The 18,720-nt window shown below is 74.5% G+C and carries 10 protein-coding genes; 6 read left to right on the forward strand and 4 right to left on the reverse strand.

The annotated features are described in order from the left end of the window. Positions 1-48: 48 nt before the first annotated feature. A complete protein-coding gene (locus WME85_RS07010) occupies positions 49-2,874 on the forward strand; it encodes a protein kinase domain-containing protein (RefSeq protein WP_437836354.1) in 2,826 nt (941 codons plus the stop codon). Further along, positions 2,871-7,025 carry a DnaJ domain-containing protein gene (locus WME85_RS07015; protein WP_437836356.1) on the forward strand — a complete coding sequence of 1,385 codons (4,155 nt, stop codon included), beginning with the start codon at positions 2,871-2,873 and terminating at the stop codon, positions 7,023-7,025. Before WME85_RS07010 ends, WME85_RS07015 begins: the two co-directional genes overlap by 4 nt. Before the next feature lie 76 nt (positions 7,026-7,101). Here the strand turns inward: WME85_RS07015 and WME85_RS07020 are convergent, their stop codons facing one another. Further along, positions 7,102-8,985 (reverse strand): S41 family peptidase, encoded by a 1,884-nt coding sequence (locus tag WME85_RS07020; protein WP_437836358.1) that lies wholly within the window; start codon positions 8,983-8,985, stop codon positions 7,102-7,104. Positions 8,986-9,364: 379 nt separating this feature from the next. Here WME85_RS07020 and WME85_RS07025 point away from each other — a divergent pair, with 379 nt between their 5' ends. Beyond that, a complete protein-coding gene (locus WME85_RS07025) occupies positions 9,365-10,213 on the forward strand; it encodes a sigma-70 family RNA polymerase sigma factor (RefSeq protein ID WP_437836360.1) in 849 nt (282 codons plus the stop codon). Positions 10,214-10,282: 69 nt separating this feature from the next. Here the strand turns inward: WME85_RS07025 and WME85_RS07030 are convergent, their stop codons facing one another. After that, positions 10,283-11,104 carry an MBL fold metallo-hydrolase gene (locus WME85_RS07030; protein WP_436625537.1) on the reverse strand — a complete coding sequence of 274 codons (822 nt, stop codon included), beginning with the start codon at positions 11,102-11,104 and terminating at the stop codon, positions 10,283-10,285. Between the two features lie 305 nt (positions 11,105-11,409). Between WME85_RS07030 and WME85_RS07035 the strand changes: the two genes are divergently transcribed. The 3 genes from WME85_RS07035 to WME85_RS07045 all read left to right on the forward strand — a co-directional run bounded on the left by WME85_RS07035 (position 11,410) and on the right by WME85_RS07045 (position 15,718). After that, positions 11,410-11,955 (forward strand): YdcF family protein, encoded by a 546-nt coding sequence (locus WME85_RS07035; protein WP_437308328.1) that lies wholly within the window; start codon positions 11,410-11,412, stop codon positions 11,953-11,955. Positions 11,956-11,957: 2 nt separating this feature from the next. Further along, on the forward strand, positions 11,958-14,357 hold the full coding sequence (locus WME85_RS07040) for a peptidylprolyl isomerase (RefSeq protein WP_437836362.1): 2,400 nt from the start codon (positions 11,958-11,960) through the stop codon (positions 14,355-14,357). Between the two features lie 236 nt (positions 14,358-14,593). Next, positions 14,594-15,718, forward strand: coding sequence for a glycosyltransferase family 2 protein (locus WME85_RS07045; protein ID WP_437836365.1), 1,125 nt, complete (start codon positions 14,594-14,596; stop codon positions 15,716-15,718). A 201-nt stretch (positions 15,719-15,919) separates the two neighbouring features. On the opposite strand, the gene WME85_RS07050 is transcribed toward WME85_RS07045, so the two are convergent. Both WME85_RS07050 and WME85_RS07055 read right to left on the reverse strand, forming a co-directional pair. Continuing rightward, positions 15,920-16,681, reverse strand: a complete 762-nt coding sequence (locus WME85_RS07050) for a YdcF family protein (RefSeq protein WP_437836367.1) — start codon at positions 16,679-16,681, stop codon at positions 15,920-15,922. A 145-nt stretch (positions 16,682-16,826) separates the two neighbouring features. Next, positions 16,827-18,662 carry an MYXO-CTERM sorting domain-containing protein gene (locus tag WME85_RS07055; protein WP_437836369.1) on the reverse strand — a complete coding sequence of 612 codons (1,836 nt, stop codon included), beginning with the start codon at positions 18,660-18,662 and terminating at the stop codon, positions 16,827-16,829. Between the last annotated feature and the right edge of the window lie 58 nt (positions 18,663-18,720).

Raw genomic sequence — 18,720 nt, forward strand, 5'->3', positions numbered from 1 at the left:
CTGGTGAGGGCGCGGAGGTGATACGATTTGCCGCCTTCCGGTGGCCTAATGACCTCACGTGGCGTCATCCCCGAGTCCGTACTCCCTCCGCCCTCGGAGGTCACGGACGCGCCGGACGAGAAGCAGCGGGCGCGCGCCCGCGTCGGGATGACCGTCAAGAACAAGTGGCGGATCGACTCCCTCCTCGGCGTGGGCGGCATGGCGTCCGTGTACGCCGCCACCCACCGGAACGGCTCGCGCGCCGCGCTGAAGATCCTGCACGCCGAGTTCGCGCGCGACGTCGGCATCCGCGACCGGTTCCTGCGCGAGGGCTACGTCGCCAACAAGATCGACCACCCCGGCCGCGTCGCGATCCTCGACGACGACATCACCGAGCAGGACGAGCCGTTCCTCGTGATGGAGCTGCTCGACGGGGAGACCGTGCAGCAGCTCTGGAAGCGCAAGAGCCGGAAGCTGCCCGTCGCGGAGGCGCTCTGGATCGCGGCGGAGGTGCTCAACACGCTGGAGAGCTTCCACGCGGAGGGCATCGTCCACCGCGACCTCAAGCCCGCGAACATCTTCATCACGAAGGACAACGCGGTGAAGCTGCTCGACTTCGGCGTGGCGCGGCTGCGCGGCGCGCCTGGCGACAAGACCAAGGCCGGCACGGCGCTCGGGACCCCGTCGTTCATGGCGCCCGAGCAGGCGATGGGGCTGACCGAGGGGGTCGACGGCCGGGCGGATCTCTTCTCGATCGGCGCGACCCTGTACGCCGTGCTCAGCGGCCAGCGGCTCCACCAGGGGCGCTCCGACAACGAGGCGTTCATCCTCGCCGCGACGACGCCGGCGCCGTCGCTCGCGCGGATCGCGCCCGAGCTGCCCGCCTCCGTCATCGGCCTCGTCGACAAGGCGCTCGCCTGGGATCGGCGCAACCGCTACGAGTCGGCCGCGCAGATGCGGCAGGAGGTGCTGCGCATCCTCGAGGAGGTCGGCGCGTCCGCCCCCCGCCGCAGCGCGCCGCACAGCACGCGGCGCCCCCCGCCGGACGACTCGCCCACGGCCGTCGGGGTGCGGCCGCCCGAGGAGCCCGAGCCCCGGGAGGAGCCGGGCGACGCGGAGGCGGACGACCCGGCGGTCACGCGGCTCGCGGAGGTGTTCCGCCGCGTGGAGCGGCTGCTCCCGGCCGTGCGCCACTACGGCTGGAGCCACCCGGACGCGGACAACAAGCTCCGCGCGAGCTTCCAGGCGATCGTCGAGGCCCTGCGCGCCGACGGGAGCCTCGTCTACTGGGCGCTGACGCCGTACGCCTTCGAGCACCGCCGGCGGACGGTGTGGGAGCCGTCGCACCCGCTCGATCTGGTGCCGTACAACCTCTTCGCGGCCGGCGTGCGGCGCGTGCAGCTGCTCCCTGGCATCACCGAGGACGAGCTGCGCGCGTTCTGCGAGGTGCTGCTGCTCGATCCGCTGCGCGACCTCGCCCCCGAGGACGACGTCGCGGCCGCCCTGTGGGAGCGCCGCCTCGAGCACGTGCGCTACGACGTGGTGAGCGTCTTCGCCGAGGGGGACGCGGCCGACCGCGAGCAGTTCTGGCACGAGGCCGACGACCTCGAGGGCATGGCCCGGCGCGCCGCCGAGGAGAAGGCGAACCGCGCCGAGGCGGCCGCGATGGTGATCGACACCGACGCGGCCGCGCTGCGGGCGGCGCGCCGCGCCGCGAGCGCCCTCGCGCTCGACCCGGCGGCGCAGCGCGCGCTCGGCACGCAGCTCGTGCTCAGCCCGGATCGCTGGAGCGAGCGCTTCGTCGAGGTCGTGGCGGACGCCTTCCTGAACGCGAAGCGCTACCAGGACGTCGAGCTCGTGACGGAGCCGATGGCCGCCTCGGCCCGTGACCTCATCCTCGCGCGCCGGTTTGACACGCTCTTCGCGATGCACGACGCGGTCGAGCGGGCGCTCGACGCACTCGCGCCCAGGCAGCAGGGCGGCGCGCTCGCGACCGAGCTCGCGCGCGGCATGTTCCCGCCCGACACGGTGCGGCTGCTCCTCCGCGAGGCGACGCGCGTGCTCGTGACGGGCACGCCCGGCGCCGCCGCGCAGCCCGCGCCGGTGGACCTCGATCTCGTCGCGCAGCGCCTCGCGCCAATTTTACAGAAGCTCGGCGCCGAGTACCTGCCGGTCGCGATGGAGGTCGTCGGGCAGGTCGGCCACGAGGCCCTGCGCCGCGCGCTCCTCGGCTACCTCGAGCGGACGCTGCCCGGGCACGAGGAGGGGGTCGTCGACGCGCTCATGACGCTGGATCTCGACGTCACCCGCCCGATCCTCAAGATGTTCGCCGCGTCGCGGACGCCGGGCGCCCTCGGCGCGCTGAAGCGGCTCACCGGGTGCGCGAACGCGGCGCTGCGCTGCGAGGCGATCGCCCACCTCGCCACGAGCCCCGAGCAGATCAGGGACGAGCTGCTCTCGCTCGCCGAGTCGGCGCCGCCCGACGTGCGCGTCGCGGCGCTCCGCACGCTGGCGCACCACCAGGTGCGCGCCGCCGGCCCGCTGCTCGTCCGCCGCGTGCAGGACAGCTCGTTCCACCAGCTCACGCTCGACGAGCGGCGCGAGTTCCTCGGCGCGCTCTACACGCTGAACCCGGCGCGCGGCGAGTCGGTCGCCGTCGAGCTGCTCCAGCGGCACGGCCTGCTCGCGGATGAAGCGGCGGAGCAGACCCGCTGCCTCTCGGCGGAGCTGCTCGGCCGAGAGGCGCGCTCGCAGGAGGCGCTCGACGCCGCGCTCGCGGCCGCGAAGCGGCGGCCCTGGAACAGCCAGCCGCTGCGCGACGCCGCGAGCGCCGCCGCCGAGGCGATCGCCGGGCGCCTCGGCAAGCGGATCTCGACCGCCGGGGAGCTGCCGTGACGGCGCCCCAGGTCGACGTGATCACCCAGAACGTGTCGGAGAACATCCGGCGCGAGCAGGCGCGCGACCTCGCCGCCAGCGTGGTGCAGGCGCTCTTCCGGCTGGTGAAGCTCTCGACGCTGCACTCGATCGACAACCAGGCGATGGTGCGGCAGGTCGAGGAGACGGTCTCGCTGATCCAGGACTTCGGCCAGCGCTCCGGCCACAACGTCTCAATCCTGTTCACCCGCGGGTCGGTCTTCGTCTCCGGGCAGCTCCTCAAGGCGAACCGCGCCGTCTACGAGGGCGCGCTCGAGCTCGGGGACATCCTGAGCCGCTGCGGCTACTCCGAGATCGGGGTCGCCAAGGACGTCCGCGCGAGCGATCTCTACGCGCTCGCCTCCGCGCTCGCCGAGGCCCTCCGGAGCAGCAAGCCGGCGCTCGCGGACCGCCCGGCGCCGCGCGTCCGCCTGCGCGCGGTGGACGAGGCCGTGCTCCGCCGCGAGGTGGCGATCGACCGCGAGGGCGACGAGGCCGCGGCCATCGTGCGGACCTACGCGACGGCGATCGTGATCTTCCGCCGCTTCTACGACGACCTGCGGCAGGGCCGATACACCCTGCGGCAGGGCGTCAAGCGCATCACGCAGCGCCTCGTCGACCTCTCCGCGAACGAGACGCCGGCCTTCCTGGGCGTCACCGCGCTGCGCAACCAGAACCACGACGACGCGGGGCGCGCGGTGAACACCGCGATCCTGAGCCTCGCGATGGCCCGGCAGATCACGGGCGACGTCGTGCTCCTCCAGCGGCTCTCGATGGCGGCGCTGCTCTTCGACATCGCGCGGCCGCGGCTCACCGGCGTCGCGAAGGGCGGGTCGAGCGGGCTCGTCCCGCAGCTGAGCGAGCAGCAGGACGCGGACGTCCCGGCGGGCACGGCGGCCGTGCTGACCGCGCTCGGCCTCGTCAACGAGCCCAGCGTGATGCGCACGGTGGTGGCTTACGAGGCGCACTGGGTGCGGCGCCAGGCGGCGCTCGGCCCGGTCTACCGCGGGCTCCGGCAGCCGACGCTGCAGGCGCGCATCCTCGCGACGGCCCGCGCCTTCAACGACCTCTTGACGGCCGCGCCGGGCGAGGCGCCGCTCTCCGCCGACGAGGCGATCGCCAAGCTCGAGCAGGAGGCGGCCGATCCGGCGGACCGCACGGTGCTGCGGCTGCTCGTCGGCGCGCTCGGGATCTTTCCGACGGGCACGCTCGTGGAGCTCTCCACCGGGGAGGTCGCGCTGGTCGTGCAGACGCCGGCGCACCCGGCCCGCTACTCGCAGCCGCGCGTCCGGCTCGTCCTCGACGCCTCGGGCGGCCCGATCGGGCGCGCGATCGAGGTCGATCTCGCCGAGCGGCCTCGCCAGGGCGAGCCGACGCGGCACATCCGCCGGATCGTCGCGACGAGCGACGACCCGGCCGTGGCCTCGATGCGGGCCTACGCGGCGGTCCAGGAGGCGCCGCAGGTGTCGCTGCGCTCGCCGCCGGTCCCGTCGGACGCGCCGCCGATCCGGTCCTCGCCCGCGCCGGCGTCGCCCCTCGGCAACCTGCGCATGCCGCCGCCGCAGCAGGTCACGCGGCCCTCGTCGCCGACGCTGCCGATGACCAGCTCGCCGGCGGGGCGGAGGACGCAGCCGCGGTCCGGCGACGCCGGCCGCGGGCCCGCCTCGCCGTTCGAGGCCGCGCCGGCGCCGCCGCCCGACGACGGCGGCGCGGATGCCAGGATGCTCGCCGATCTTCCGCCGGCGCCGTCCGGCAAGCGCTCGCCGACGTTGCGGCCAGGGCGCTCCACGGCGCGCTGGCCTGACCCACCGCAGCAGCAGGGGCCCGCCGCGGCGGACCCGTACGCGCCGCCGCCGGGCGCGCAGGGAGAGGAGTCGTGGTCCGTGCAGACAGACAGCGATCCGGACGAGATCCTCGAGGAGAGCGCGCGGTCGTCGGCGCTGCGCACCCGCGGCTGGGGAGAGCAGCCCCCGCGGCGCGAGCCGAGCCCGGAGTCGGAGCTGCCCCCCTCGGCCATGGCCGGCCCGATCGCCGTGCTGTCGCTGCCGGGCGATCCGCCGACCGCGGAGGGCACGCTCGCGCGCACGCCGCTCGTGCACCTGCTCGTCTACATGCTCGATCGGCGCCTCACCGGCACGACGTGCTTCGTCGACCCTGACGGCGTCCGCCACGGCGTCTTCTTCAGCGACGGCGTGCCGGCCAAGATCTGGACCGGGACGATCATCGCCCCGCTCGACCGGGTGATCCTCGAGCTCGGCCTCCTCGACGAGGCGACGCTCCGGGAGACGCTCCGCGACATCACCAAGCGGAGGGTGCTGCACGGCCGGCTGCTCGTCTCGCGCGGCCTGCTCGACCGGGAGACGGTCTTCGGCGTGCTGCGCCAGCAGCTCGTGCGCAAGCTTGTCGCGCTCTACGACCTCTCGCCCGAGACGCGTTACGCCTACTACGACGGCCAGAACCTGCTGTCGTCCTACGGCGGCCCGGAGCTCATCGGCTGCGAGCCGCTCGCGGTGATCATGGCGGGGGTCCGGCTCCACGCCGACGATCCGCTGATCGACGCGACCCTCGAGCGCATCCAGGGCCGGCAGCTCGGCCTCCACGTCGAGGCCGAGATGAAGCGCTTCCAGCTCCTCCGCGACGAGGCGGCCGTCGTCGACCTGCTGCGCATGCGGCGCATGACGCTCGCCGAGCTCGTCGGGGCGGGCGTCGCGCAGGAGCGCGTCGTGCGGCTGACGATCTACGCGCTCGCGATCACGCGGCACCTCGATCTCGGCGCGCCGGGCCGGCGTCCGGTGGGGCTCGGGCGGGAGCGGGCGCCCGGCGCTCACGCGGCCGACGCGGGGCAGGCCCCCCAGCGCGAGCCGCCCGGCGCGGCGGCGCGCTCGCCGCGGACCACCTCGGGCTCGACGGTGCCCGCGCCGCGCCCGGCGCGCGGCGAGGCCGAGGGCCGCGCCTCGCCGAGGCAGCCCGAGGAAGCCGCGCCGCCGCCCAGCAGGCGCTCGGGCTCGCCGTTCGCCGAGCCGGTCGCGCCGCGCCGATCGACCGCGCCGCCCCCGTCCGCCGCGCCCGAGGCGCGCGGCGCGCCGGGCCCGGCGGCGGCGGCGTCGTTCGAGCCGCGCGCGTTCGGCGGCGAACCCCGCGGCGCGGACCCCAAGGCGCAGCGGCCGCCCGCCGCGCAGGCCGCTCCCGGCGCCCGCGCTCAGCAGCAGCCGCAGCAGGCGCCGACCGTCAAGATGGCGGCCGTCGGCCCGGAGGGCAGGGCCGCGCGCGGGGGAGCGCGCGCCGCGGAGCCCGCGAGGCCGCAGCCGGCCGCGGCGCCTGCGCCCGATCTCCCGCCGCTGCCGCGCGCCGCGCTGAGCCCCGAGCTCGCCGCGCGCCGTGCCGACATCGAGGCGCGCGCCGTGTCGATCGACGGCGAGACCTTCTTCGAGATGCTCGGCGTCCCGGAGGACGCCCCTCCGGAGCGCGTGCAGAGCGCCTACTTCGCGCTCGCCAAGCAGTGGCACCCCGACCGGACGCCGCCCGAGCTCCAGGACGTCAAGCCGCTCGTCGCGCGCGTCTTCGCCCGCGTCAGCGAGGCCTACCAGACGCTGAGCGACCCGAAGCGCCGCGCCGAGTACCTCCAGGCGCCGAAGGAGGCCGCGTCGCCGGCGGAGGACGAGGAGAAGATCGCCCGCGTCGTCGACGCCGCGCTCGAGTTCCAGAAGGCCGAGGTGCTGCTCAAGAAGAACGACCTCCTGGGCGCCGAGATCCGCGCGCGGCGCGCGCTGGCCGAGGACCCGGAGCAGCCGGAGTACATGACGCTGCTCGTGTGGATCCAGGCGCAGCGCCGCGGCGAGCCGCCCGCGTTCGCGGAGGGGGCCACGAGCGCGCATTACGACGATCTGATCCAGACGCTGGATGCCGTCCTGCAGAAGGAGCCCCGCTACGAGCGGGCGCTCTTCTACCGCGGCATGCTCCTCAAGCGCTCGGGTCGGGTCGACAAGGCGATCCGCGATTTCCGCCTGGCGGCCGAGATCAACCCGAAGAACCTCGACGCGATCCGCGAGGTGCGCGTGCAGGAGATGCGCAGCCGGACGAGCGCCGATCCGACCCCGGCGGGCGGCCTGCTCGGCAAGCTCTTCAAGCGCTGATCGCCCGCTCCGAGCGCCGCGCGGGGACGCGCGACCCGAGCGTCGGCGCGCCGCTGTGGGGACGCGCGCCCGAGCGTCAGCGCGCCGCCGCGGGGGCCGCGCCGAGCGACCGCAGCGCGCGGCAGACGGTCTCCTCGCGGCAGGGCCCGACCCGCCCCGCGTGCCCCGGCCACGGCACCTCGTGCACGCGGTGGAGATCGCGCACGTCGGGGCCGCGCCACGGGCCGAGCGCGCGGTCGACGCGCGCCTCTCGCTCGTTCGTCGCCGGCAGCGAGAGCTGCACCTGCGGCACGATGCCGACCTTCTGCACCGGCGCGCCGTCGGGCAGCGCGTAGAGCAGCGTCGTCAGCCGCAGCACGCCGACGTGGGCGTCGTCGTCGAGGTACTCCTGCGCGCACCCCTTGCCGTAGGTGCGATCGCCGATCACCACGCCGCGCCGGTAGCTGGCGAGCGCGCCGGCGATCATCTCCGCCGCGCTCGCGGAGTCGCCGTCGACGAGCACCGCGAGCGGCCCGCTCCACCCGCGCTCCGCGGGGACGTCGGGCGATCGCTCCACCTCGACGCCGCCGTCGCGGCGCCGCATCGGGAACAGCGGGACGCCCGGCAGGAACAGCCCGAGCGCGGCGATCGCCCCGTCGGTCGACCCGCCGCCGTTCGCGCGCACGTCGAGCATCACGCCCCGCGTGTCGCCTTGCGCGCGCGCGCGGTGGAGCGCCGCCGCGACCCGGTCCCCGAGGTCGTCGGGCACGTCGGGGACGGTGATCACCGCGACCTTGCCGTCTCCGAACCGCACCAGGTCGAGCGGCAGCTCCGACGGCGCGGCCTCCGGAGGCTGCGGCCCGACCGCGTGCGGCGCCACGGTCAGCTCCAGCGGCGCCGCGGCGCCGCGCCGGAGCAGCGCCACGCGCGCGGTCGTCCCGGGTCGCACGTCGGCCAGCACGGCGAGCTGCTCGGCCTGCTCGACGCTCATGCCGGAGATGGGCAGGTCCTGGATCCGGATCACCACGTCGCCGTCCGCGAGCGGCGCGAGCGCGCCGCGGTCGATGCGCACGCCGATCGCGGTGCGCGTCATCTCCTGCCAGAGCCGGGCCGGCGGGTGCGCCTCGAGATCGAGATCGTAGATGGAGACCTCCTCCTCGAGCGGCGCCCAGGCGCCGTGCGCGTCCAGCTGGGGCACGTAGGCGCGCACCGCGGCCGCGATCACCGCGCGCGACCAGCCTTCCTCGCTCATCGAGGGCGCCGCGCGCTCGCGCACGGCGTCGGCGTACCGGGCGAGCGGCTCTCCGAAGCGCGCGCGCAGCCCGCCGACCTCCCGGCCGAGCTCGCGCGCGAGCTCCCGGGCGCTCCGCGTCACCTCGCCGTCCTCGAACGGCGCCGCGGCCATCAGCTCCCACGCCTCGGCGAGCGTCGCGGGCGGGCTGGCGAGGCCGCGCCGGTAGCCGTCGTCGAAGAGCCCATCGAGCTCGCGCGACCACCTGGCGAGCTCCTCTCCCACGCGCAGCACCGCCGGGCACGGCCCGCTCCCCACCGGCGCCTGCAGCTCGGCCAGGAGCGCGGCGGCCTCGCGCCGCAGCGACGCGCCCACGGGCGCGTCGGGCGCGACCGACCACAGCCCGTGTGGATCGAGCCAGTCGGACGTCGCCTCGGCAAACTTTGCGGGGTCGACGCGGAGCGGCGGGGCGGCCAGGGTCGTGCGGGCCTGCGCGACGATGGCGCGCGCCTGATCGCAGCCGAGCGAGGTGGGCGCCCCGGTCGGCACGGCGATGCCGCGGTCGAGGGCGTTCGGGTCGCAGCCGACGCCGTCGATCTCCTCGTCGTCCGGCGACAGGGCGTGGAGCAGGGGCCGCGCGATCCCGCGCTGCGCCTTCGCGAGGGGCGTCTCCGCCTCGCGCGAGAGCAAGGCGAGCGTCGCCAGACTTGCGGCGACGCACGCGACCGAGCTCGCGACGCGCGTCCTCACTGCTCTCCGAATACCACGATGCGGGGCACGGGGGCAGGGGCGACCGCGGCGCGCGGCGCGCGCGCCCGGGCTCGTCGCGCGGCGCCGGCGCCGGCGCCCGCGCGCCGTGGGCTCGCTGCTCTCTGCTTCGGCTTCCGCCGCTCGCGCGCCGTGGATCTCGGCTCAGCGCCGCGCATTCGTGCTCCTTCGCTTTCCCGCAAAGCTTTCGCGTCCCTCAGGGGATCCGAACACGTTGCGCATTCCAGCGCAAAAAAAGGCGATTTCCTAAGGTTTATCCCGGCATCGCCCCTGCATCTGCCCTGGTGCCGCCGACCGGCTCGCAGGGGTCTCCCAACCCAGTCCTCCTTGATCGGCGCGCGCGGCGGAGAGCGAACAGACCATGAGCACCACCTGGGATCGTGCGGCATTCTCGGCTTACCGTACAGAGCTCGCGAACTACGCCACCCTGAGCCCGGAGGCCGAGCGGGAGCTCGCGCTCCGGTGGCGCGCTGGTGACCGGGACGCGGGCCGGCGCCTCATCGAGGCGTGCTTGCCGTTCGTCATGACGATCGCGCTCGAGTACCGCCGGTGGGGGCTCCCGATGGAGGACATCGTGCAGGAGGGCAACATCGGCCTCCTGAAGGCCGCGGAGCGCTTCGATCCGGACCGCGGCTGCCGGCTGGCGACCTACGCGGCCTACTGGATCCGGGCGGAGATCCGGGAGCACGTGGCGCGGGGGTACCGGATCGTGCGCCTCGGCTCGTCGAAGAGCGAGCGCCGCGCGCTGCGCATCTACCGCAAGACGCACGAGAAGGACCCGGCGGTGCTGGCCGAGCTGAGCGGCCTGACCGAGGAGCGGGCGACCGAGCTGCTTCCGCTGCTCATGGCCCGCGACGTCAGCCTGGAGCGCCCTCCGACCGAGGACGGCGTGGCCCCGGTGGACCGGCTCGCGTCGAGCTCGGAGACGCCCGAGGACGAGGCCTGCGCCGCGGACGAGCGCGCGCAGCTCTCGCGCGCGCTGCTCCAGGTCGTGAACGAGCTGTCGCCCCGCGAGCGCCGGATCATGAACCAGCGCTGGCTGACCGACAGCCCCGTGACGCTGGAGCAGCTCGGCGCCGACTTCGGCGTCAGCAAGGAGCGCGTGCGGCAGATCGAGGAGCGCGCGAAGAAGCGGATGCGCGCGCGCATCGAGGAGATCACCCGGGAGCCGAGCCGGGAACCGATGGAACCGATGGCGAAGAGCGCGTGACACGGCGGCGGCCGGGCCCCTGCGAGCTGCGCAGGGGCCGCGTGACGCGCGACGCTCGTCGGAGGGCGCCTAGATCTCGATGACCGTGCCTTCGCGGGCGGCGATGGTGTTCGGGAAGAGCTCGCGGGCGCGCATCTCCTTCTCGCGCACCATCGCGTCGGTCTGGTTGGGGTCGTGGTGGTGCAGGACGAGCTGCTTGGCGCCGCACGCCTTCGCGAGCTCGCAGCCCGCGACGAACGTGGCGTGACCCCAGCCCGTCTTCGGACCGCCGCCCACCTCGCCCGAGTACTCCTCGGGCGTGTACATGGCGTCGAAGATCAGCACGTCGGCGCCCATGGCGAGCTTCTTCAGCTTCGGATCCACGATCGCGTAGTGCTCGGAGTCGGTGATGTACACGACGACCTTGCCCTCGTGCTCGACGCGGTACGCGTACACGCCGTTCGGGTGGTTGCCCCGCGCGTTCGTCACGCGGACGTCGTCGTTCGGGCCGATCGTGACGACCTCGCCCTCGTAGAGGTCGCGGAACGTCATCGCCGCGCCCATCTCGGTGAGGTGCACCGGAAAGCTCGGGTAGTCCATCTGCCCGGCGAGCGTCTCCTCGAGCGTCCGGGAGACGTTCAGGCCGCCGTAGAGATGGATCTTGTTGCCGCGCACGAACGCCGGCGTGAAGAAGGGGAAGCCCTGGATGTGATCCCAGTGCACGTGACTGAAGAACATCCAGGCTTCGAAGGGCATCTCCTTGACCAGATCCTGGCCGAGGAGACGGAGCCCCGTCCCGCCATCGAGGATGACCAGCGTCTCACCGGCACGAATCTCGTAGCAGCTCGTGTTGCCGCCGACTTCGACCGTGCCTGCACCGGGCGTGGGGATGCTTCCGCGAACCCCCCACATCTTGATCCGCATCCTGCCTCGCTCGCTGAACCCCGCCCGTTTCAAGGTAGAGCTATTAGATTCCGAGCGCGGGCAGCGTCAAGCCGCCTGGTGCACCGGGAGCAAGGAAGGTCGCAGGCGTGGAGACCTGGCCGGGGGAGCAGGGGCACGGCGCCAATGTAGTTGCAGGGTAATTGCGGCCCCGCGGCGGGCCGCGACGGCTCTCGGGACGCGGCGCGGGGGCGGGGGCAGCGGGGCGGCGCCCGGGGGGCCCGGGGGCGCAGCAGTCAGGCGAAGGCCGCGGCCGATGGGCTATGGTCGGGCCCATGCCGCTCCACGCGGACGCCATCGTCGTCCTCGGCTGCAGGATGCTCCCGTCCGGGCGCCCGGCTGCCCCCGGCGCGCGCCGCGCGGCGACCGCGGCGCAGGCCTACCGCGAGGGCGTCGCGCCGTGGGTGATCGCCAGCGGCGGGCGCCGCTGGGGCGCGCAGATCGAGGCGCGCGTGCTCTCGGCCGAGCTGCGGCGCGCCGGCGTCCCGTCGCGCGCGATCGTCCAGGACCTCTGGTCGCTGACGACGCACGAGAACGCGATCTTCAGCGCGGCCCTCCTGCGCCGCATGGGCGCGCGGCGGGCGGCGATCGTCACCTGCCCCTGGCACATGGCGCGCGCTCTCCAGAACTTCCGCGAGGTCGGGATCGACGCCTGCGCGCTGCCGGCGCCGCACGTGAGCGCGCCGATGGTTGCGCGCGCGTGGCTGCGCGGTCACGAGGTGGTCTCGACGTGGCTCGACGCGCGCGCGATGCGCCGCCGGCGGATCCTCAGCGAGAGCGCCGCCTGGCTGCTCGATACAGCGCGTCAGGGTGAAACGTGATCATGCCGAGAAGGCGCTCCTCTCTCCTCGCTTTGCTCCTGTCCCTCGCCGCCTGCACCGGGCAGCCGGCGCCTGGCCCCGCGCCCGACGCGGGCAGCGCCGCGGCGGCGCCGGCCGCGGGCGCCGGGGCGCAGGAGCGGCTCGGCGCCCTCCTCGCCGCCGAGCAGCGCCGCGCCGCCATCGAGGTGAGCCCCGCCGATCAGCAGAGCCGCGACGTCGACGTGCGCCGCGCCGCCGCGCGGGCGCTCGCGCGCATCGGCGGCGACGCGGCGCGGCCCGGGCTCGTGCGGGCGCTCGCCGACGAGGACGACGAGGTGATCGCGTGGGCCGCGTACGGCCTCGGGTTCTCGTGCAAGGAGCACGAGAACGAGACGGTCTCGGCGCTCGTCGCGCGCGCCCTCGCCCGCGACGCTGCCCCGGGCCGTTCGGGCGGCGGCGCGGCGGCGGTGAGCGGCGGCGCGGCGGCGGTGAGCGCCAGCGCGGCGGCGGTGAGCACCGGCGCGGCGGTGAGCGGCGGCGGCGTCTCTGCGGGGGCGCCGCGGCTCGACGTGGGCGGCGCGCTCGCCCGCGCGATCGGGCGGTGCGGCGCCGAGGCGTCGGAGCCGACGCTCGTCGCGTGGCTCGATGGGCCGCGCGAGCGCGCGATCCACGCGGCGTACGCGCTCGGCGACCTCGCCGCGCTCAAGCTCAAGCTGCGCGAGGAGACGCTCGTCGCGCTGCTCAACCTCGCCTCGGGCAGCGCGGCCAGCCCGCCGGTCCCGGAGGCGCTCTACCCGATCGGCCGCCTCGAGCACGTCCCGCTCACGGTCATCCCGCGGATCCGCGACGTCGCGGCCGCGCGGCTCGCGGAGGCGGGCGGCGCGCGGCTCTTCGCGGTGCGCGCGCTCGGTCGGGCAGGGGAGGCGGCCGTCGGCGAGCTCGCGCGCGTGCTCACCTCGCGCGGCGTGTTCGCCGCGAGCGAGCGCGCCGAGGCCGCGCGCGCGCTCAAGCGGCTCGGCGCGCCGGGCCAGCGCGCGCTCGCCGACGCGCTCGCCTCGCTCGCCCCGAGCGCGGACCCGATCGCGCTCACGGGCCTCGTGGGCGAGGACTTCGGCGCGCTGCTCACCGCGCTCGACGCGCTCGCGTCCGCGGGCGCCGCGCGCAAGCCGCTGCGCGACCTCGCCGCGCTGCCGCCGCCGCCGAGCGCGCCCGCGGCGATCCTCCGCCGCGTCGCGTGGCTCCGCTGCGGCGCGGCCAGGCTCCTCGCGGGCGAGAACCACCGCGATCCGCTGCTCCTCGGCTGCGACGTCACGGCGCCGGACGATCCGGGGAGCAAGCCGGACGCGGGCGCGCCGGTGCGCGGCTCGATCGGCGCGCGGGCGGTCGTCGAGGTGATCGGCCGCGGCGCGATCACGGGGGCGCGGCTCGCCGCGTTCCGCGCCTACGCCGAGGCGGGCGATCTGCGCGCGAGGGAGGCCGCGATCGAGCTCATCGCCTCGCACGAGGAGATCGCCGGCGCGCCCCACCTGCTCGCGAAGGCGCTCGCCGCGGAGGAGCCGGGCCTCGTCGCCGCCGCGGCGGAGGTCATCGCGCGGCAGCCGCAGCGCGCGTCGGAGGCGCCGGGGCAGGGGAAGCGGAAGCGCAAGCGGAAGCGCGACGACAAGGATGCTCCCGCCGCCGTGGTCACGTCGCCGGCGGTCGAGGGGGCGCTGCTCTCGCTGCTCGACCGCCCGGGCACGCGCGACGACCCGGAGCTGATCGGCGCGGTCATCGACGCGGCGGGGGCGCTGGCGCTCAAGCCGGCCGAGCCCCGCCTGGAGGAGCTCTGCCGGTCGAGCTACCCGACGACGCGGGCGCACGCGGGCACGGCGCTCGGCGTGCTCAGGGGCCGCAAGGTCGCGTGCGACGCCGGGCTGCCGGGCGACGCGGGCGCGGCGGGGCGTCCGGTCGTCGCGCCCCCGGCGGGCGAGCTGCCGGCCGAGGCGTCCGCGCTCGTGCGCGAGCCGGCGGTGCTGACGTTCGACACGGACGCCGGCGAGCTCACGATGACGCTCGACCCGGCGCTCGCGCCGGTCGCGGTGACCCGCTTCGTCGACCTCGCGCGCTCGGGCTACTACGACGGCAAGATCGTCCACCGCGTCGTGCCCGGCTTCGTCACCCAGTTCGGCGCGCCGTTCGGCGACGGCGCCGGTGGTCCGCCCGGCAGGCCGGCGCTCCGCTGTGAGACGTCGCCGGTCCCCTTCGAGCCGCTCCGCGTCGGCGTCGCCCTCGCCGGCCGCGACACCGGCTCGAGCCAGCTCTTCGTCATGCACGCGCGCGCGCCGCACCTCGACGGCCAGTACGCGGCCGTCGGCGTCGCCGCTGGGCCATGGGCTGCGCTCGTCGATGGGGATGTCATCCGGAGCGTGAAGGTCCGGGACTGATCGCGCGCGGCGCGCGCCGCGTGGTGCGCTGACGTGCGTGCGCCGCGCGACGTGCGCGCTGCGTACGTCGTGAGGGGCGTTGACGTTCGCGCGCGGCGCGCGCCGCGTGGTGCGCTGACGTGCGTGCGCTGACGTGCGTGCGCCGCGTGGCGCGCGCGCGACGCAACCCGCTCGCCGCGGCGGGGCCCATCCATGTCGATTGACAACCGCCCCCGACCGGCGCTTTACAGTTTAGCGTGGTAATCGCGTCCTTTTTGGCCGTCGCGGTGCTCGTCTACACCTACTTCGGGTACCCGGTCGTCATCGGCGTCCTGGCGCGCCTCTGGCCGGCGCAGCGGAAGGAGGATCCGAGCTACCTTCCGACCGTGACGGCGTGCATCCCCGTCTTCAACGCCGCGTCGTACCTCCCGGCGAAGGTCGAGAGCCTCTTCGCGCTCGACTATCCACGGGACAAGCTGGAGGTCCTGCTCTACTCCGACGGCTCGACCGACGACACGGTGCACGTCGCCCGGCAGCTGGCCGAGCGCGATCCTCGGGTGAAGGTGATCGTCAGCGAGGCGCGGCGCGGGAAGCCGATCGGCGTGAACACGATGCTCGGGGTCGCGACGGGCGAGGTGCTGCTGATGACGGACGTCCGCCAGCCCCTCGTGACCGGGGCGCTGCGGGCGCTCGTGCGGCTCCTGTCCGATCCCACCGCGGGGTGCGTCTCCGGCAACCTGGTCCTGAAGGGCTCGGCGGGCTCTGGGGCTTACTGGCGTTACGAGAACTGGATCCGCCTCCAGGAGGGTCGATTCCGGAGCATGGTGGGGGTGACCGGCCCCATCTATGCGATCCGGCGCGCGGACATGAGCCAGCTCCCGGAGGGCGTCATCCTCGATGACATGTGGGTGCCGATGCGGCTCCGCCTCGAGGGGCGCGAGATCCTCTTCGCGCAGGACGCGATCGCGTACGACGACGCTTTCGGCGACGAGCGCGAGTTCGGCCGCAAGGTGCGCACGCTGGCGGGCAACTACCAGCTCTTCTCGCTGCTGCCGGCGCTCCTCGACCCGCTCAGGAACCCGTCCTGGTTCGAGATCTTCTCGCACAAGCTGCTCCGCCTCGTGTGCCCCTGGGCGCTCGTCGCGCTGCTGATCACGTCGACGGTCGCGTGGATCGGCGCCGAGGCCAGCGGCGACGTCTCCTGGGCGCTCTACGCGACCCGCGCGCTGTTCGGTGGGCAGGCGGCGTTCTACCTGCTCGCGGTGCTCGGCGGCGCCGCGGGCAAGCTCGGCTCGCTCGCGCGCACGTTCGTGGTGCTCAACGCGGCGGCCGTCGTCGGCCTGTGGCGCTTCCTCCGCGGTTCGCAGAAGGTCACGTGGTAGCGCGAGGGCGGCGCGAGCTCGCGCCGCCAGAAGCGGCGCGAGACCGCGTCACGCGAGACGGCGCGCGGCCGCGTCACGCGAGACGACGCGAGACCGCGTCACGCGAGACCGCGTCACGCGAGACGACGCGAGGCTCCGCCACGGGAGAGACGGCGACAAAGGCCGCCGAGGGGCGCCGGCGCGGCGCCTTGATCGCCGTGGTCACGGCTCGAGCAGGCCCACGAGCTCGTGAACGACGCTCTGCGACCGCCTGAGGGCGAGCGACGACGGGATCAGCCGCTCCGGCCCGTCGGGCGGCAGCGGCTGGAACCTGACGGGCGCGGGGAGGACCTCGAGGCCCACGCGCTCGAACATGCGGATCGCGCGCGGCATGTGGACCGCGCTCGTCACGACCACCGCGGCGTCGACCGGGAGGTCGCGGGCGATGCGCGCCGAGTGGATGGCGTTCTCTCGGGTGTCGCGCGACTCGGTCTCGAGGATGATCTTCTTCCTGGGGACGCCCAGCGCGACGAGCAGGTCGGCCATGCTGCTGGCGAGGTCGGTGGGCGCGCGCCGGACGTCGCGCCCCGAGATGATGACGTGGCCGAAGCCGTACTCGCGGTAGACGCGCGCGGCGCCGAGGCCGCGCTCCAGGCCTTCCGCTGACTGCCTTTCCATGGCGGGCACGCCGAACTCGTCGGGGTCGATGCCGGCGGTGAGGATGATCAGGACCCGCCGCTCGGGCGCGGCCTTGGCGAGGTCTGCGCGGAGGTCCCGCGGCTGCGTGCTGATCCGACGCGCGAGCGAGCTCGAGACCCAGGGCATGGAGAGGAGCCACAGCGCGAGCCAGGCGGTCCACGCGAGCGCCCGCCCGACCTTCGCCCGGCGCGCGCGGTAGGTCCAGTCGCCGCCGGAGAGCGCGAGGCCGAGCCCCACGGCGACGAGGAGCAGGAAGACGGGATCGACGAGGCGGGAGATGGGCAAGGCGAGGCTCGCCGTGAGGCGCTCTGCAGGTGTCTATGCTGTCACCGGGCCGCGAGGCGAGCGAAAAGCGTTGAGCGCGAGGGCAGGACGGACGCAGACAGGGCAGCGCCCGTCCCGGGCGAGGCGCCTCGTTGCGGGCGGGTGCTCAGCGGCGCTGGTGCGCTCGCCGGCGCCGGGCAGCGGCGGAGGCGAGGGCGAGCCCGGCGAGGGCCGCGGGGAGCCACCCGTCGTGGCCGCTCCCCGGCGTCCGCAGTCCGCACCCGCCGTCCTCCCTGGAGCCGCTCGCGGCGCCGCCGGTTGCGCCGCCGCCGGCGCCATCGCCGCCGCTCCCGCCGCTGCCGGTTGGGTCGGGCGGGTCTCCCAGCGCGAGCGGCGCGTCAGCGTTCGCGACGAGGATGGGCGGCGCCTCGCCGGTGTCCTCATAGATGGCCATGAGCTCTTCGCCCTTGTTGTCCGTGACGTTCGCGGACCGCAGGAACTCGATGTATTCCCTGGTCATCGACTGGTAGTAGACGCGCGCCGACAGCGTCTGAGCGCCCGAGGCGTCGGCCGGCACGGTGAGGGTGAAGCTCGCCTCGTCGTAGTTGCGGTATCCGCCGTTCGCATCGCCGAAGTCGATCTCCTGCGTCGGCTGGGTGGTCTGCGACGGGACGAAGCCCTTCGGCGGGATACGGGTGTCCGAGATGACCATGTCGTGGAGCGCGAGGTGCTCCTCCTTCTCGCCCGCGCCCGCGTCGCCGTCCCAGCGCCCGTGCACCGCGCGGTACTCGTGGGTGGGCGGCTCGCGCTGGATCTCGCCTGTATCCGCGTCGTAGCCGCCGAGCAGCGGCCGCTCGACCCCTGCCTCGTCGACGAGGAACACGGCGATCCAGGCGCGCCGGCTCTCGGCGTAGCCCGTCGGGAACTTGTGACCGGTGAGGTTCTCGACGCGCACGGTGAGGGTGATCTCGTCTCCGGGCAGCGCCTCCTGCGGGGCCTCGACGAGCGTGACGGAGGCGGCCGACGCGAGGCTCTCGAGGGTGCGGTCGAGCGCCTGCTGGAAGGCGTTGGCGCGCTCCGCGGCGTGGTTCTTGTCGGCTGCCATGACCGCCTGGATGCCCCAGTGGTTGCCGCCGACGATGAGGTGGTCGCGCGGATCGGTGCGGGGAGGCCCGAACTTGGCGACCGACCACTCCCCCTCCTTCTTGCGCATGTGGCAGTCGACGCAGCTCTTCGGGCTCGAGCCGCCGTCGCGGAAGTCGCTGGAGGCCCACTCCTCGAAGGTGGTGTCGAGCGGGAACTCGATGGTCGTCGGAGCGCCGCTCGCGTCCCGGAGCATCACCTCCGGGTTCGTGACCTGGTGGCACTGGCCACAGAAGCGCGAGTTGGCGAGGCTCGGCTCTTCCTTTCCACCGTGGTGCTCGGAGATCACGTTCCCGTAAGGGCCGTACTTGATCAGCTTTTGCTCCTCGGGATCGATCTCGTAGCCAAACACGAGCTGTGCGTTGCCGAGGATGTACGGATCGTTGGGGGCGGGGGAGGTCGTCGCGCGATGGCACACGTCGCAGCCGACCCCTTGCCCGTCGACGATGCCCTCGAGGCTCGTATCAGGGTCGAACGCAGACCCGTCCGGAGGCGTCGCGCGGCCCCGCACGAAGGCGACGGGGGAGTGGCAACGTATGCAGAACGTGCCGACGCCGGGCGAGTCCTGGTTGGCGACGGTGAGGGCAGCGGTGAAGACGGGATCGCGCCACGCGTTCGCCATCATGGTACCTGCCCACGTGTCGGAGGGCATGTAGTCCTTGGACTGTGGCGGGTCTGTATTGGGCAAGGCTCGATGGCAGCCGTTGCACGTCTCGGCGGAGAAGAACTCCCCGCCGTTCGGCAGCTCTCCAGGCTTGGTCCCCTGGAGATCGTCGATCCCAGCGGCGGCGTCCCGGTTCAGCAGCCCGAGCGCGAGAAGCAGCCCGCAGGCCGTGGTTTTCCCCCGTATGCTCAGCATCGATCCCGTCCTCTTTCTCACCTGATTGCCCTGCTCGACACGCCGTGACCGAAGCGCC

It is taken from the genome of Sorangium sp. So ce1153 (genome assembly GCF_051521595.1).
Lineage (GTDB): Bacteria > Myxococcota_A > Polyangia > Polyangiales > Polyangiaceae > Sorangium.